Origin of the sequence: Paenibacillus durus (genome assembly GCF_000756615.1) — a bacterium.
Lineage (GTDB): Bacteria > Bacillota > Bacilli > Paenibacillales > Paenibacillaceae > Paenibacillus_AQ > Paenibacillus_AQ durus.
On sequence record NZ_CP009288.1, the window covers coordinates 1704536 to 1720019 of the forward strand.

The following is a 15484-nucleotide window of genomic DNA, read 5'->3' on the forward strand; positions in this document are numbered from 1 at the left end:
GCAGCAGAAATGGAGGATACTTATGGAGGTTCAGGGTGAAGTAAAGGTGAAGGCGGGAAAAGAAGCGGTGTGGAAGGCGCTTAACGATCCGGATGTGCTGAAAAAGGCCACACCCGGCTGCAATTCGATTACGGAGACGGAGCCGGATACGTACAAGGCCGATATTACGATCGGAATTGCGGCGGTGCGCGGCAGCTATGAAGCGGAGATTAAAATTCTCGACAAGGATGAGCCGGAGAATTACCGCCTTGTCATGAAGGCGAACAGTCCGGCCGGATTCATTGAAGGCGACGCCCGCGTTGAGCTTCAGTCCGAGAGCGATTCGGTGACGATTATCAAATATGACGGAACGGCCCAGGTGGGCGGCCTGATTGCCGGAGTGGGCCAGCGCATTCTGTCCGGGATCGGCAAGATGATTGTGAAAGACTTCTTCAAGAAGCTTGCGAAGGAAGTGTAGGGAAGGGAGGAGCCGCATACAATGAAACCCGCAGCGTTCGATTATTATAAACCGGAAACATTGGATGAAGCCTTATCGCTACTGGATGAGTTCGGATATGACGCCAAAATTTTGGCGGGAGGGCAAAGCCTGATTCCGATGATGAATATGCGGCTGGCCAGACCGCCGGTTCTGATTGATATTAACGGCGTTCCGGGCATGACCGGAATTGAAGTCGGCGACAGCGAGATTGTCATCGGGGGGCTGACCCGTCATTACATGGTGGAGCACTCCGCAGAGATTCGAAGCAGCTGCCCGATGCTCGCGGAAGGCATTAAGCTGATCGGGCATTCGCAGATTCGCTCTCGTGGAACGATTGGCGGCAGCATCGTGCACGCGGACCCTACGGCGGAGCTTCCGGTTATGCTGACTGCGCTGGGCGGGAAAGTAACCGTCGTGTCGAGCGGCGAAGAGCGGGAATTGACTCCGGAGGAGCTGTTCCTGACCTATATGACGACAACGATTGAACCTAATGAAATTGTCAAATCCGTGCATTTTCCCGTTATTGCGGAACGGACAGGCCATGCGATTGAAGAGTTTACCCTGCGCAGCGGCGACTTCGCGATCATTATCGCCGCAGCTTCCGTTACGCTGGATGAGGAAGGTCTGATAGAGAGCGCTGCGCTCTGCATCGGCGGAGTGGACGGCGTTCCGGTCAAGCTGGACGATGTCACCGACGAGCTGATCGGCCACGCTCCGAGCGATGAGTTGTTCGAGGAGAGCTGCGCGCCAATCACGGATATGGTCGAGCCGGAGAAGGATATTCACGCCAGCGTGGAGTACCGCAAGGATTTGTGCGTGGCGCTAAGCCGCCGAGTGCTGAAGAAAGCCGCAGACGAGGCAAAACTGGCCTGACAGGAAGAAAGGGAGGATGAGCGTCCATGACGGAAAAAACCGCGGAATCGAACCGGTTGAAGACGATAACGTTAAAGGTCAACCATAAGGAATACACGGTTGATGTGGAGCCTCGCATGCTGTTGTCCGATGTCCTGCGCGACATCCTCAGACTTACGGGTACGCATGTGGGCTGTGAGCACGGCGTATGCGGAGCCTGTACGATTACAATGGACGGACGGCCCGTCCGGTCCTGTCTCGTGTTCGGCGTGCAAGCGGATCAGGCGGACATCGTGACGGTTGAAGGACTGGAAAGCGAGGACGGGGAGCTTCATCCGCTGCAAAAGGGCTTCTGGGAGAAGCACGGACTGCAATGCGGATTTTGCACGCCGGGCATGCTGATGACGGCTTGTCATCTGCTTGAGCATAATCCGGACCCGAGCCGTGAGGAAATCCGCGAGGCGATCTCCGGCAACTTATGCCGCTGTACAGGATATCAGGGGATTGTCGATGCGGTGGAATACGCGGCTAAAGAAATGAGGGAAAGGGCGGAGTGACATGTCGATTGGGGCAAGTCTGAAACGGCTGGAGGATTATAATCTCTTAACGGGCAGAGGGCAATATGTCGGCGATCTGCAATTTTCGGATCAATGCGAAGCCGTGATCATCCGCTCCCCGCATGCGCATGCGATCATTCGTTCCATCGACGTAGAAGAGGCCCGGGGCTTTGACGGGGTGCTCCTGATTCTGACGGCGTCCGACCTGCCGGACGACCTGCGTCCGATCCCGATGCGGCTGTCTCCGGACCCGATCCTTGAAAAGGCTCTGCAATATCCGCTGGCAAAAGACCGCGTCCGTTACGTGGGCGACCCGGTGGCCGTTATTGTGGCGAAGAACCGCTATATGGCCGAGGACGCCGCAGATTTAATCAAAATCGAATATGAAGTGCTGCCTCCGGTTACGGATGCGGTTCAATCGCTGGAGCCGGAGGCGCCGATCCTTCATCCCGATGCGGGTACGAATGAAATGTACCTGATTCACGGCAAGAAGGGGGATGCGGCGGAGCGGCTGAAGACATGCGAGCATGTACTGGAGGAGGAGCTTTACGTGCAGCGGCACTCCGGCATTCCGATGGAAACGAGAGGGCTGCTTGCGCTATGCGATGAGGACGAGCGGCTGACGGTATACGGAGCCGCGAAGGTTGTTCATTTCAATCATCAGCTGATGGCGCGGCTCCTAAATAAGAATATCGACGAAATCCGGCTGGTCGAAACGGATTGCGGCGGCGGCTTCGGGCCGCGCGGCGAATTTTACCCGGAAGACTATTTAATCCCGTTCGCCGCCATGCGGCTGAAGCGTCCGGTTAAATGGATCGAGGACCGTCTGGAGCATTTCAAAGCGACCAACCACTCCAGAGAACAGAAGCACCGGGTAACGGTCGGCTTTGACGGCGATGGACGGATTTATGCGCTGCGGGATGAAGTCTTCTTCGACCAGGGCGGGTATATCCGAACGCATGGCACGACCGTGCCGTCTCTGACCCAGGCTATGTTGCCCGGGCCTTACGATTTCAGCGACATTGAAATCGTAACGCATCTGGTATTGACCAACAAGACGCCGGTTGGAACGTACCGCGGGCCGGGACGGTTCGAGGGGACGTTTGTCCGCGAGCGGGTCATCGACATGGTCGCCGCGCATTTGAAGCTGGACCCCACTGTAGTCAGGGAACGAAATTACATTCGTCCCGAACAGATGCCCTACAGCAACGGGCTGTCCGCTCTCGGTCAAGTCATTGAATATGACAGCGGCGACTATGCCGAGACGCTTGACCGCGCCCGGAAGTTCATGGGCTGGGACGAGTTCGCCGGGAAGCAGTCCAGGGCCAGGCAGGAAGGCCGCTTTATCGGCCTTGGCTTTGCTTCCTTTGTGGAAAAGTCGGGCTTTGGCCCGTGGGAATTTGCCGAGGTGGAGATGCGGCCGGACGGCCGGGTGATTTGCAAGACCGGCCTGACGGAGGTCGGTCAGGGGATTACAACGACACTGGCGCAAATTTGCAGCGATCAGCTTGGCATTCCTTACGGCGATGTCAGCGTCGTTCACGGCGATACCGCGCTTGTGGAGAAGGGCAACGGCTCATTCGCCACGCGCGGAGCGGTTGTTGGCGGATCGGCCGCCTGGCACGCGGCCGGATTGTTGAAAGAGAAGCTGCTGAACATTGCGGCCGGGCAGCTTGAGGTTCCGGCGGACATGCTCGCCCTCAAGAACGGGGGGGTAGTGTACGCCGAGACGGGGCAGGCGGCCATGCCGCTGGAGGAATTGCTGCCTGTTTGCTCGGACCTTGGCATTTCGCTGTGTGAGAAATACACGTTCCATATTGAGCATATGACTTACCCATACGGCTGCCACGCAGCCGAAGTGGAGCTTGATCCCGACACGGGGGCGCTGCAAATTCTGAATTATTATATTGCCTATGATCTCGGCAAAGCGATCAACCCGATGCTCGTGGAGGGCCAGCTCATTGGCGGAATGGCCCAGGGACTCGGAGGCGCCATTTACGAGAATCTGAAATATGATGAAATCGGGCAGCTTGTATCCGGCAGCTTCATGGATTATCTGATTCCAACCTCGATGGAAGTGCCGGAGGTTACAACCGAAATTCTGGAGAACTATCCTTCGCCGCTGAATCCGCTAGGGGTAAAGGGCGCGGGAGAAGGCGGAACGGTAGCCGTAGCTCCCGCGATTGCCAATGCAATCGTAAACGCGCTGCAGGAATACGCTATTCCGATTACGTCTCTCCCCCTTCGGCCCGAACGGATCCGTGAGGCGCTCAAACAAATGAAGCCGGAGAGGTGATCCCAGCGAGATGAGTTCACTGGCGGAAAAGTGGCTTGGGCAATTGACATTGGATGAGAAAATCAGCTTGGTCGCGGGAAAAGATCTTTGGAGCACGAGCGCTGTTGAACGGCTCGGGATTCCATCGCTCTGCATGACTGATGGCCCTCATGGAGTGAGGAAGGAGCAGGATGGCACGCTGCTTGGCCTCAGCAAGCCGGCCACCTGTTTCCCGACTTCGTCCGGACTGGCCTCTTCCTGGAATGTGGAGCTGATGGAACAGATCGGCGTGAGCCTGGGGAGAGAATGCCAGCAGCTGGGCGTTCAAATCTTGCTGGGACCCGGCATTAACATGAAGCGCTCGCCTCTGTGCGGCCGGAATTTCGAATATTATTCGGAAGACCCCTTCTTGGCGGGAGAAATGGCTGCGGTGTTCATCAGAGGGGTTCAGAGCCGGAACATCGGCACGTCACTGAAGCATTATGCCTGCTACAATACCGAATTCGAGCGGATGACGATCAGTTCGGAAGTGGATGAACGAACAATGAGGGAGATTTATTTGGCTGCCTTTGAGCGTGTGGTCAAGAAAGCCGGGCCTTGGTCGATTATGAGCTCCTACAATAAAGTAAATGGAACCTATGCTTCGGAGAACCGGTTGCTGCTGACAGATATTCTTCGCGGGGAATGGAATTTTAGCGGGTTCGTGATGTCCGACTGGCTGGCGGTTAATGACCGGGTAAAAGCTCTTCAGGCCGGACTCGATTTGGAGATGCCAGGCCCTGCCATGTCAAACGCCAAGCAGCTCAAAGAAGCCTTGCACTCGGGCGAGCTTGCCGAGGAGGCACTGGATGGGGCGGTTCTGAATGTGCTGTCGGCCGTGGAGAAAAGCCTTGGGAGCACGGGGCCCGCTCCTGACGATCTTGACTGGAGCCTGGAGCAAGCCCACCGGCTTGCCCGGACAGCGGCCGAAGAGAGCATGGTGCTGCTCAAGAATGACAATCGCCTTCTGCCGCTTGAGCCGTCCGGGCTGCCTTCAATCGCAATTATCGGAAGAAATGCGAAGTACCCGTTAATTCAGGGCGGCGGAAGCTCCAGTATCAATCCGTCATGCCTGGAAATTCCTTTCGACGAGATTGTAAAAATGCTGGACCCCGGGACGCAGATTATCTATGCGGATGGCTATGATGAGGATGGCGCGGACAACCAGGGGCTGCTTTCTGAAGCGGTTCGTGCAGCTCTTCAGGCGGAGGTCGTCCTTCTGTTTGCGGGCAGCACGGAGCTTGAAGGAAACGACAGGGAGAGCATGGATTTACCTGCCGGACATTCAGCGCTGCTGCAAGCTGTGGCATCTGTTCATAAATCCTGTGTTGTTGTGCTGAATAACGGGTCTGCCGTAGATATGCGCGGGTGGATCTCGGATGCGTCCGCCGTGCTTGAGGCATGGCTTCCCGGGCAGGCAGGCGGCAGTGCCTTGGCTCGTCTATTGTTCGGGGAGGTGAATCCTTCCGGTGAAGCTGTCGGACAATCCGTCTTATCTGAATTTTCCCGGCGACAACGGCAAGACGGTATATGGCGAAGGATTATTTATCGGATACCGTTATTATGACCGCAAGGAGATTGAGCCGTTGTTTCCATTCGGGTATGGCTTATCCTACACGAGCTTTGATTATACGGATCTTGAGGTTGTCGGGGAACCGGAAGAGGGAAGCTTCGCCGTGTCGGTCAAGGTAACGAATACCGGGAGCAGATGCGGGAAAGAAATTGTCCAGCTGTACGTTTCCGACCCGGATTGCGAGCTGGTTCGTCCGGACCGGGAATTGAAGGGATTCGCTAAGGTTGAACTCTCACCAGGTGAAACACAGACCGTTACACTGCAATTAGAAAAACGCGACTTCTCCTATTACCATCCGGCTGCCGGAGGCTGGACGGCCGACAGTGGAGACTTTGTTCTGTCCATTGGCGCTTCTTCGCGCGACATTCGTTTGTCTACGCGCGTTCATATTGAATTCACCGGCAAGACCGAAATAACGCTTGACGCAAACAGCCTTCTGAAGCAGTGGCTTAAGACTGAGCGAGGCTTGCAGGCTGTCCGCTACTTGGCTGAGCATGTTGCGGAAGATGAGAACCTGAAAGAGACGATTCTGGCCGGGAAGCTGAGAGGCTTTTTCCTAGAGATGCCATTGTGGAGATTTATCAAGCTTCTGTCCAGGGACGGAACGGCGGAGCGCTGGTCCGGCCGGATGATGGAAGAGTTATTCGGTCTATAGACTGTGGAGGTGAAGGTATGAAGTATATAGGTCAGCCCATGAAACGGAAAATTGATCCGCGATTGATCAGGGGACAAGGACGATATATCGCCGATATTCAGCTGGACGGGGCACTGAGCGCGGCTTTTCTGCGGAGCACGCACGCACATGCCCATATTACGGAAATTGACCTGGAGCAGGCGAGAAAACTGCCGGGCGTGGTAGCGGTATTCGGCCCCGATGAGGCGGCGGAGCTTCCTTGCCTGCCGGTTGTGTTTCCCAATCCCAACCTGATATCTGTTACCCAGCGGCCGCTTGACAGAACCGTTCACCATGTTGGAGAGCCGGTTGCTATGGTAATCGCAACCTCCAGATATATCGCCGAAGACGCAGTCGATCTGATCAAGATCAAATACGAGAAGCTCCCTGCCGTTTCCTTTCTGGAAGATGCCGCGCGTCCCGGAGCGCCGCTGGCCCACCGGCATATGGAATCCAATGTAGCGATGAAAATCAGTCAGTCGATCGGTAACGCCCATGAAAAGATGAAGGAGGCCGATGTCGTCGTCAGCCACCGTTTTGAAATCGGCCGGGTGAGCTGTCTGCCAATTGAGACGCGCGGACTGATGGCGAAGTGGAGCTATCACCAGCCGGAACCTATGCTGGAAGTATACGCTGCAACGCAGAGCCAGCATGAAATGCGCAAAATTCTGTCGGAAACTTTCCGGATCTCGGAGCATCAAGTTCGCGTCATTGCCCCGGATGTCGGAGGCGCTTTTGGCGCGAAGGCTCCATTCTACGTGGAGGATATGCTCGTCCCGTGGGCGTCGCTTCAGGTGGGCGCGCCGGTAAGCTGGATCGAGGACCGGATGGAGCATATGATGAGCTGCATTCATGAGCGGGAACAGATTCACGAGGCGACGCTGGGCGTAACCCGTGAAGGCAAAATTGTGGCGGTAATCGATAAAGGCCTGGCAAGTACGGGCGCTTACGTGCCCTGGGGAGTTATCGTTCCCATCATTACATCTTCACTGATCCCCGGCCCGTACCGCGTGACCAACTATGCCTGCGATATCGACGTCTTCTATACGAATACGGTTCCGCTCGCGCCATACCGGGGAGCGGGCAGACCGCAGGCGGCCATGATTCTGAACCGGTTGCTAGATGAAGCGGCACATGTACTGAATATGGACCCGCTTGAAATAAAGCGCCGCAATCTGATTCAGGCGGATGAATTTCCGTATCGCACCGGTCTTTTGTCAAGAGACGGGAAGCCCCAGATTTACGATAGCGGCAATTTTCCTAAGCTTGTGGAAACCGTTCAGTCGGAAGGGGCGTACGCGCATTGGCGCATGCTTCAGGAGGAGTACCGGAAGCAGGGCAGAAATGTCGGAATCGGAACGGTCGTCTGTATCGAGAACACCGGCTTCGGCAATTATGAAGGGGCGACCGTCCGCGTGGAGGATACGGGCGAAGTGACGGTGTTTACAGGCGCCGCGACCCAGGGGCAGGGGCATGAAACGTCACTGGCCCAGGTTGCGGCGGAAGTGCTGGATGTCCCGCTGGAGAAGGTGATCGTCCGGGAAGGCGATACGAGCCTCTTTCCGTACGGCACCGGTACATTCGCCAGCAGAATTGCGACCATTGCGGGCAACGCGGTGTACAAGGCGGCTCAGATGGTGAAGCAGCATGCGCTCCGGCTCGCTGCGCATGAACTGAATGTTCCGGAAAGCGAGCTTGAGCTGGCTGGCGGGCATGTCCGGCACAAAGATGAGCCGAGTATACACATTTCACTGGGAGCCTTGTCCCATGCGGCCAAAGGGGGCGCTCCGGGGAAAACCTACGATCTTCCAACCGACCCGATGCTGGAAGCGACCGATTATTTTGCTCCCGAAGGTGCGGCCATTACGTCGATGTCCGATATGGCCGTCGTCGAGGTGGAGCCCGAGACGCTGCAAATCAAAGTGCTGCATTATTTATCGGTTCACGACAGCGGCAAGCTGCTTAATCCGCTGATTGTAACCGGACAGTATCAGGGCGGCATATCGAACGGAATCGGCAACGCCTTATATGAAGAAATTGTCTACGACCGGGAAGGGCAGCTTCTTACGAGCAGCCTGATGGATTACCTCGTCCCGTCTTCCACGGAAATTCCGGAAATGACGATTCATCATATTGAAACGCCGTCTCCGCTGAATCCGCTTGGCGTCAAAGGAGCGGGCGAAAGCGGGTCGATACCGGTTCTCGCCGTCATCCAGTCGGCCGTTCAGGATGCGCTGCGGCACACCGGCGTCAAAATTCATAAAATTCCTGTTAAGCCTTTGTATCTGAAGGAGCAACTGAGCAAAGCGGCGTTGGAGCAGGGTGAAGTTGCGATTCAATAATAGGTCAAGCTTCCGTAAGCGTGAAATGGGCCTGGCAATTGAAATGCCCGAATTCATAAAAACAGCAAGCTTCCGTACCGACAGGAAGCTTGCTGTTTTGCGGAAATGGGAATGCCCGGATGGACTCCAGCCCGTCTTTAGCTCGTGCTTTCGCGAATCGCCAGATAATGCGTTACATTAGAATGCTGCGGGATATCCGAAGCGCCCTTAATCATTTTGATCAGGTTGCGGGTAGCGGTCATGCCGATTTCCGTTGCGGAATACTCCACCGTAGAGAGCTTGGGACGGAAGATGGACGACAGATAGCTGCCGTCAAACCCGAATACAGCTATGTCCTCCGGAATTCGCATGCCTTGATCCAATACATAATTCATCGCCCCGATCGCCATCCAGTCCGTTGAGCAGAATACTGCAGTTGGCATTTCGCCGGTTTCCGCCAGTTGGCGCATCGCGTTCATCCCGTCATCTACAGAGAGCGCGCTATTCACAACCCAATCCTCGCGGACGGAAAGGCCCGCATCGCTCATCGCTTGCTGGAATCCCTGATAACGGTCGTTTCCAATGCCCTCGTCGCCTATTCCCCGGATCATCGCGATGCGGCGGTGCCCCTTTTGAATGAGATAGGTGACGGCTTCGTAGGAAGCGGTGATATTATCCACATGGACGGAAGGAATGGATGGAATATTAGAGATTTGTCCGATCACAACGCAGGGGATTCCCGCCGCTTCAATCGTTTGGGCATGCCTTCGTTCCAGCATGGACCCGACAAAAATAATCCCCTGCGACTCGATGTTCCCGAACCTTGTCAAATGATCAAGCTCGCTTTCAAGCGTTCCGTCCGTCAGCCCGATAAGCAGCTCATAGCCATAAAGCCTGGAAACCGACTCAATGCCCGCTACCATATCGTTAAGCACCGTTTGGCTGAACTGGGGGGCAATAACTCCGATCAACGCGGAATCGGTCTTGGCGACATCGCCCGCGGGAGTGCCGGAACGGTATTGGGTCTGTTTGATGGCTTCCATCACTCTCTGCCGGACTTCCTCGTTTACGGGTTTGCTGTTATTGATTACCCTGGAGACGGTTGAGATGGAAACTCCAGCCATTTTGGCAATATCATTAATCGTTACCTTCATCTTAGCACCACAACTCCGAACAATAAGATACCCATGATGGGAAAATATTTTCCTGAATGGAAGACGAGATCAGCGCGGAAAATCGCAAAAATTTATAAGCCGGTCAGCTATAGAATAGCTCGATTACGGTGTTTTAGCAGTGTTTTATAAGCTGTCTTCTATATTTATCATAACACGGCGGCATCCTATTTCCAAATGGACTTGACCGGGAAAAATGATTCGTTCTATACTGCAAATAGGAAAAAATTTTCCCAAAAGCAGGTTGGAGGAGCTGACAGCAGTGGAACGAATTTGGTGGAAAGAAGCGGTGGCTTATCAGATATATCCCCGCAGTTTTATGGACGGCAACGGTGATGGAATCGGCGATTTGCGGGGAATTATCGGCAAGCTGGATTATCTAAAAAACCTAGGGATCGACGTGATCTGGATCTGCCCGATCTACAAGTCGCCCAATGACGATAACGGGTACGACATTTCGGATTATCATGACATTATGGATGAGTTCGGCACGATGGAGGATTTCGACGAGCTGCTGGAGGAAGTTCACCGCAGAGAGATGAAGCTGATCATGGATTTGGTCATCAACCATACCTCTGACGAGCATCCCTGGTTCATCGAATCGCGGTCAAGCAAAGACAACCCGAAACGGGACTACTATATATGGGCCGATCCGAAAGACGGAGCGGAGCCGAACAACTGGGACAGCATCTTCGGCGGGTCCATCTGGGAATATGACATGGTTACGGACCAGTATTTTATGCACGTGTTCTCGAAGAGACAGCCGGATCTTAACTGGGAGAATCCCGATGTGCGCCAGGATTTGTACGAAATGGTCAACTGGTGGATGGATAAAGGCATTGACGGTTTCCGGATCGATGCCATCTCGCACATCAAGAAGCTGGCCGGCTTTCCCGACCTTCCGAACCCGGAAGGTTTGCGGTACGTGAGTGCTTTTGAAGGGCATATGAACCGGGAAGGAATCCATGATTTCCTCGAAGAACTGAAGCGGGAAACGTTCGACAAATACGATATCATGACCGTCGGGGAAGCGAGCGGGGTTACGGCGGAAGACGCGGATCTGTGGGTCAGCAAGGAAAAAGGCAAGTTCAATATGGTGTTCCAATTCAATCATATGCATCTGTGGGACAAGAGCCTGGAGAGCGGCTTCGATCTGCTAACCTTCAAGAAGGTGCTAACCGAATGGCAAAAAGCGCTTGAAGGCTCCGGCTGGAACGCGCTCTTCATGGAGAATCACGATAAACCCCGCTCGGTATCCACTTACGGCGATGACGGAGCGCTGCGGGTGCAGTCGGCCAAGGCGCTGGCCACAATGTATTTTCTGATGCAGGGAACCCCCTTCATCTATCAGGGGCAGGAGATCGGCATGACGAACGTGCAGTTCCCGTCTATCGACGATTATGACGATGTGCATATGAAGACTGTGTACCGCCTTGAAAGGGAAGAAGGCAAGACCCATGAAGAATTGATGGAGGTCATCTGGAAGAACGGGCGGGACAATTCCCGAACGCCTATGCAGTGGACTGCCGGAGAGCAGGCCGGATTTACGGCGGGAACGCCGTGGATGAAGGTGAATCCGAATTACAAGGAAATCAATGTGGAAAGCGAGCTTGAGAATCCCGATTCGATCTACCATTATTACAGAAAAATGATCCATTTGCGCAAGAGCCATCCGGTCGCCGTTTATGGCGCATATGACCTGATCCTGCCGAAGAATAAGCAAATTTATGCCTATACCCGGACGCTTGAGGATGACCAGCTGCTGATCATCACCAACCTGTTCGCAGAAGAGGCGCTGTTCCATCTGCCTAAGGCTGTCCGTTACAGCTCCGCCGAACTGCTGCTCGCAAATTACGAGGCCCCTGCGGGAGGCAGCATCCGGACGATCAACCTGAAGCCGTTCGAAGCAAGGGTATACCGTCTGGCTCAAAAACAGTAATTTGGTTAAAATAAGGCTGGAAAGGAGAGGATTCCATGACTTCGAGACAAAAAAATGATTGGTTCGCTAGAATACTACTATTGCCGCTGTTCCTTCTGATAATCGCCGGCTGTGCCTCAATTAATACGCCTTCTGGCAATGAAGCTTCAGTATCCAGCCCGGCACCTGCTGCTTCAGAGGCACCTGCTGCATCCCCAGCCGCATCGCCAGGGGCCGCAGCGGGACAGACGGAGCTGCTTGTATCGGCGGCCGCCAGCCTTAAGGATGCATTGAATGAGCTTGTTCCGAAATTCGAGGCGGCGCATCCTGATATTGCCGTGAACCTGAACCTTGGGGCATCAGGCGCGCTTCAGAAGCAAATTGAGCAGGGCGCTCCAGCGGATTTATTCATCTCGGCTGGTAAGAAACAAATGAATGCCCTTGCGGACAAGAAGCTTACCAATCCCGAACTGACCCAAACCCTGCTCACGAATGATCTGGTGCTGATTGTGCCTGCCGATTCAGCGGCGGCGAACGTTTCGGCCCAGGATTTGACCGGCTCCGGATTTTCCAAGATTGCGGTCGGACAGCCGGAATCCGTGCCTGCCGGGATGTACACACAGCAGTTCTTGCAGCATGCGGGCCTTTGGGACAAGCTAATGCCTAAAATCGTATTTGCCAAGGATGTCAGACAGGTTCTGACCTACGTGGCGTCCGGCAATGTGCAGGCGGGCTTTGTGTATGGCAGCGACGCATCCGGTGAACCGAAAGTGAAAGTCGCCATGAAGGTTGATCCGTCCCACCACGATCCGATCAGCTATCCGGCCGCCGTTCTGGCGGAAAGCGCGCATCCGGAGCAGGCGAGAGCCTTCTATGATTATCTGTTTTCGCAGGAAGCCGGCGATGTATTCGTTAAATACGGCTTCAAGCTGGCTGGAAAATAAGTTTTCTTTTCCACATGATCCGTTCTATTTATGCCGATCTGTTTCCGGTATTTCCGGGCAGATCGATTTTTTACTTGATATTAGATGATACATCATATATTATGAAGTTAAATGATAGATCATCTATTTTTACAAATAATTGATCAAAGGTGATTTTTATATGGATAGGAATAAGTATTCCAAAGCAGAGGCTTTTCGTTACGAAATATTAGCCGTACAGCGGCAGGGAAATAGGCTGCTCAATAACTTGCTGAAGGAAATCGGGTTAACCGCTTCGCAAGCAGAAGTGTTACGTATATTGGATGAGTGGAAGACTCTTTCTCTGAAAGATCTTGGGCATTTATTGATATGTGAATCCGGCAGTCCTTCACGGCTTCTGGACCGAATGTCTGCGGACGGTCTTGTTGAAAAAGTAGTTGATCCCAAGGATTCGCGGTATGTAATTCTTCAACTTACAACTCAGGGAGTGGAAAAAGCTAAACTAGTTGAAGACATCGAGCAGGGACTATACGAACAGCTCATGCAACTGTATTCCGAAGAAGAGCTTGAGACCATGAGTTCGTTGTTGTTTCGTTTTTTAAAGGGACAATCTTTGGCGGATACTCTCAAAAGACGCGGATACGAGCCATAATCGCGGACATTATGCCGGAAGAATCTGCGAGAAACGGTACCGTCCCTAAAAGAACGGGGCAGACGTTTCTTTTTACCCTATTAAATGACATATCATTTATTCACTGATGAGAAGGAGAGTTTTAAATGAACGTATTGATCATCTATGCGCACCCCAATCCGGCAAGCTTCAATCATGCCATCTTGGAAAAAGTAAAGCAAGGACTGAAAGAGAAAGGCCATACATTCACTATTCTTGATTTGTATCAAGAACAATTTAATCCCGTTCTGAGGTTCGACGAGACCTCCAAGAGAAGAGATTTAAAGAATGATCCGGAGACGGAGCGTTATCGTAGTCTTGTGAAACAAGCGGATCATTTTATCTTTGTATACCCTGTTTGGTGGTATGGTACGCCTGCGATCTTAAAAGGTTTTTTTGACCGGGTGTTCGTATCCGGCTTTGCCTACATCTATGAAGGATTGATGCCTAAGGGATTGTTGGCGGGAAAATCTGCATGGGTCATCTATACGATCGACTCCCCTTCTTGGTTTGTGAGGCTTTTAAGAGGAAGCACCGAATGGAAAGTCATCAAGACTTCCATCCTGAAGTTTTGCGGCATTCGTTCTGTGAAAAGAATGATGTTTGCGGGAATGAAGGGCAGCAGTATCCAGCGAAGAGAGAAGTGGCTGCAGCATGTCTACCATCAAGCGCGTCAACTATAGGACTCATAAATACCTAAAATAATAAAAGAAAGCGGTGTTGTTCATGAAGGTGTTGGATACATTAATTCGAGTATTTGTTGAAAGAGATGCTCTGGATCAAACCATTCGCTTCTATGAAGATTTGTATCAAGAAAAGTGTAAAGCACGTGTTTTCTATGAGGAATTAAATTTGGAATTGGCGATGATTGCCCGGACCATCATCATTGCAGGTGATGCTGAGTCTAGGCGGCTATATGAGTCTGCAAGCGCAACTATTTTAGTTGATTCTATCCAGGAAGCGGCCGTTTATTTGCAGCAGCATGGTGCAGTCTGTTTGACGGAAGCCAAGCGGACACCCAGAAGCTGGATTATGCTGGTCAAGCACCCGGACGGCTTGATTGCGGAATATGTGCAAGTCGTTCCGGAGTAACCTTCATATCATTTAGCCCAAGATCATTACACAGGGCTGCCCTTTCCTTTTATGGCGATCTGTTTCCGGTATATCCGGGCAGGTCGCTTTTTTTATAATAAATGCTTAAAAACGCTTAACAAAATACATAAAAATGCTTATAATGAGAATGAGAAGGGAGGGTTTCCCATTTACCAGGAGGAACGCCTGCTGAAAATTTTGGATCAACTGAAGACCCATGCCCAACTGTCCAATGCGGACATTTGCGAGCTGCTGGACATCTCCAGAGATACGGCGAGAAGGGATATTATCAAGCTGGTGGAGGAAGGCGCTGCCATTCGGACACATGGAGGGATCGCTTTACCTTTTTTCAAGGAAGAAATCAAGGCTTACAAGGATCGCGCGGCCGCCGCTTCCGAGCAGAAGCTTCACATCGCCAGGGTAGCTTCCGCCTATATTGCAAACGGGGATGTCTGCTTTATGGATGTCTCGACAACGGTCCGGGAGCTCTGCGGGCAGGTTGAGGAACATTTGACGGTATACACCCACTCGCTTGATAACGTTGAGGTCTTGGCGGGAAAGACCGGCATTGACGTTCACCTGCTGGGGGGAAAGTTTTTCCATGACAACCGTTTTTTTTATGACGAGACCCAAGCTTTGCAGCTGAACGAGGTTTATTTTGACAAGGCTTTTATGGGGGCTGCGGCCATTATGGAAGACGGGATTTACTTTGCCAACCGGGAAGATGCGCTGATCAAGAAGCTCGTAACCGGGCGGGCCGGAAAAGTCTACGTGCTGGCGGATATGAAGAAATTCAGTCTTACCGCTTCATTCAAGGGTATGGAATTCTCCGATATCGATGTCTTGATTACCGACGGTGATCCGCCGGAGCATCTGCAGTCTATCCTGCGGGAGAGCGGGATCGAGATTATCCAAACGAACGGGGAAGGAAAGTAGAAAAT

At 53.0% G+C, this 15484-nt stretch carries 14 protein-coding genes; 13 read left to right on the top strand and 1 reads right to left on the bottom strand.

Annotated elements, in window-relative coordinates:
* Nucleotides 1-22: 22 nt before the first annotated feature.
* From PDUR_RS07745 to PDUR_RS07770, 7 genes are read left to right on the top strand one after another with little or no spacing between them, the layout of a single operon-like run.
* On the top strand, nt 23-457 hold the full coding sequence (locus PDUR_RS07745) for an SRPBCC family protein (RefSeq protein WP_025688391.1): 435 nt from the start codon (nt 23-25) through the stop codon (nt 455-457).
* Nucleotides 458-478: 21 nt separating this feature from the next.
* A complete protein-coding gene (locus PDUR_RS07750) occupies nt 479-1351 on the top strand; it encodes an FAD binding domain-containing protein (RefSeq protein ID WP_042205771.1) in 873 nt (290 codons plus the stop codon).
* A gap of 26 nt (nt 1352-1377) precedes the next feature.
* Nucleotides 1378-1887 carry a (2Fe-2S)-binding protein gene (locus PDUR_RS07755; protein WP_042205772.1) on the top strand — a complete coding sequence of 170 codons (510 nt, stop codon included), beginning with the start codon at nt 1378-1380 and terminating at the stop codon, nt 1885-1887.
* Between the two features lies 1 nt (nt 1888).
* Nucleotides 1889-4183 carry a xanthine dehydrogenase family protein molybdopterin-binding subunit gene (locus tag PDUR_RS07760; RefSeq protein WP_042205773.1) on the top strand — a complete coding sequence of 765 codons (2295 nt, stop codon included), beginning with the start codon at nt 1889-1891 and terminating at the stop codon, nt 4181-4183.
* A 10-nt stretch (nt 4184-4193) separates the two neighbouring features.
* Nucleotides 4194-5768 (top strand): glycoside hydrolase family 3 protein, encoded by a 1575-nt coding sequence (locus PDUR_RS07765; protein ID WP_052410116.1) that lies wholly within the window; start codon nt 4194-4196, stop codon nt 5766-5768.
* Nucleotides 5671-6429 carry a fibronectin type III-like domain-contianing protein gene (locus PDUR_RS28650; RefSeq protein WP_052410117.1) on the top strand — a complete coding sequence of 253 codons (759 nt, stop codon included), beginning with the start codon at nt 5671-5673 and terminating at the stop codon, nt 6427-6429. The genes PDUR_RS07765 and PDUR_RS28650 overlap by 98 nt, the downstream gene beginning before the upstream one ends.
* A 17-nt stretch (nt 6430-6446) precedes the next feature.
* Nucleotides 6447-8789, top strand: a complete 2343-nt coding sequence (locus tag PDUR_RS07770) for a xanthine dehydrogenase family protein molybdopterin-binding subunit (RefSeq protein WP_042205774.1) — start codon at nt 6447-6449, stop codon at nt 8787-8789.
* Nucleotides 8790-8926: 137 nt separating this feature from the next.
* On the opposite strand, the gene PDUR_RS07775 is transcribed toward PDUR_RS07770, so the two are convergent.
* Nucleotides 8927-9922 carry a LacI family DNA-binding transcriptional regulator gene (locus tag PDUR_RS07775; protein ID WP_081949435.1) on the bottom strand — a complete coding sequence of 332 codons (996 nt, stop codon included), beginning with the start codon at nt 9920-9922 and terminating at the stop codon, nt 8927-8929.
* Nucleotides 9923-10202: 280 nt separating this feature from the next.
* On the opposite strand from PDUR_RS07775, the gene PDUR_RS07780 reads away from it, so the two are divergent.
* From PDUR_RS07780 to PDUR_RS07805, 6 genes are all read left to right on the top strand, one after another.
* The gene (locus PDUR_RS07780; RefSeq protein ID WP_042205775.1) at nt 10203-11879 is read left to right on the top strand and encodes a glycoside hydrolase family 13 protein; all 1677 of its coding nucleotides are present in this window, start codon (nt 10203-10205) and stop codon (nt 11877-11879) included.
* A gap of 35 nt (nt 11880-11914) precedes the next feature.
* The gene (modA, locus tag PDUR_RS07785) at nt 11915-12802 is read left to right on the top strand and encodes a molybdate ABC transporter substrate-binding protein (protein WP_042205776.1); all 888 of its coding nucleotides are present in this window, start codon (nt 11915-11917) and stop codon (nt 12800-12802) included.
* A 160-nt stretch (nt 12803-12962) separates the two neighbouring features.
* Nucleotides 12963-13433, top strand: coding sequence for a MarR family winged helix-turn-helix transcriptional regulator (locus tag PDUR_RS07790; RefSeq protein ID WP_042205777.1), 471 nt, complete (start codon nt 12963-12965; stop codon nt 13431-13433).
* A gap of 125 nt (nt 13434-13558) precedes the next feature.
* Nucleotides 13559-14134 carry an NAD(P)H-dependent oxidoreductase gene (locus PDUR_RS07795; protein ID WP_042205778.1) on the top strand — a complete coding sequence of 192 codons (576 nt, stop codon included), beginning with the start codon at nt 13559-13561 and terminating at the stop codon, nt 14132-14134.
* Between the two features lie 43 nt (nt 14135-14177).
* Nucleotides 14178-14543, top strand: a complete 366-nt coding sequence (locus PDUR_RS07800) for a glyoxalase/bleomycin resistance/dioxygenase family protein (protein WP_042205779.1) — start codon at nt 14178-14180, stop codon at nt 14541-14543.
* A 51-nt stretch (nt 14544-14594) separates the two neighbouring features.
* A complete protein-coding gene (locus tag PDUR_RS07805; RefSeq protein ID WP_269079204.1) occupies nt 14595-15479 on the top strand; it encodes a DeoR/GlpR family DNA-binding transcription regulator in 885 nt (294 codons plus the stop codon).
* Nucleotides 15480-15484 lie beyond the last annotated feature (5 nt).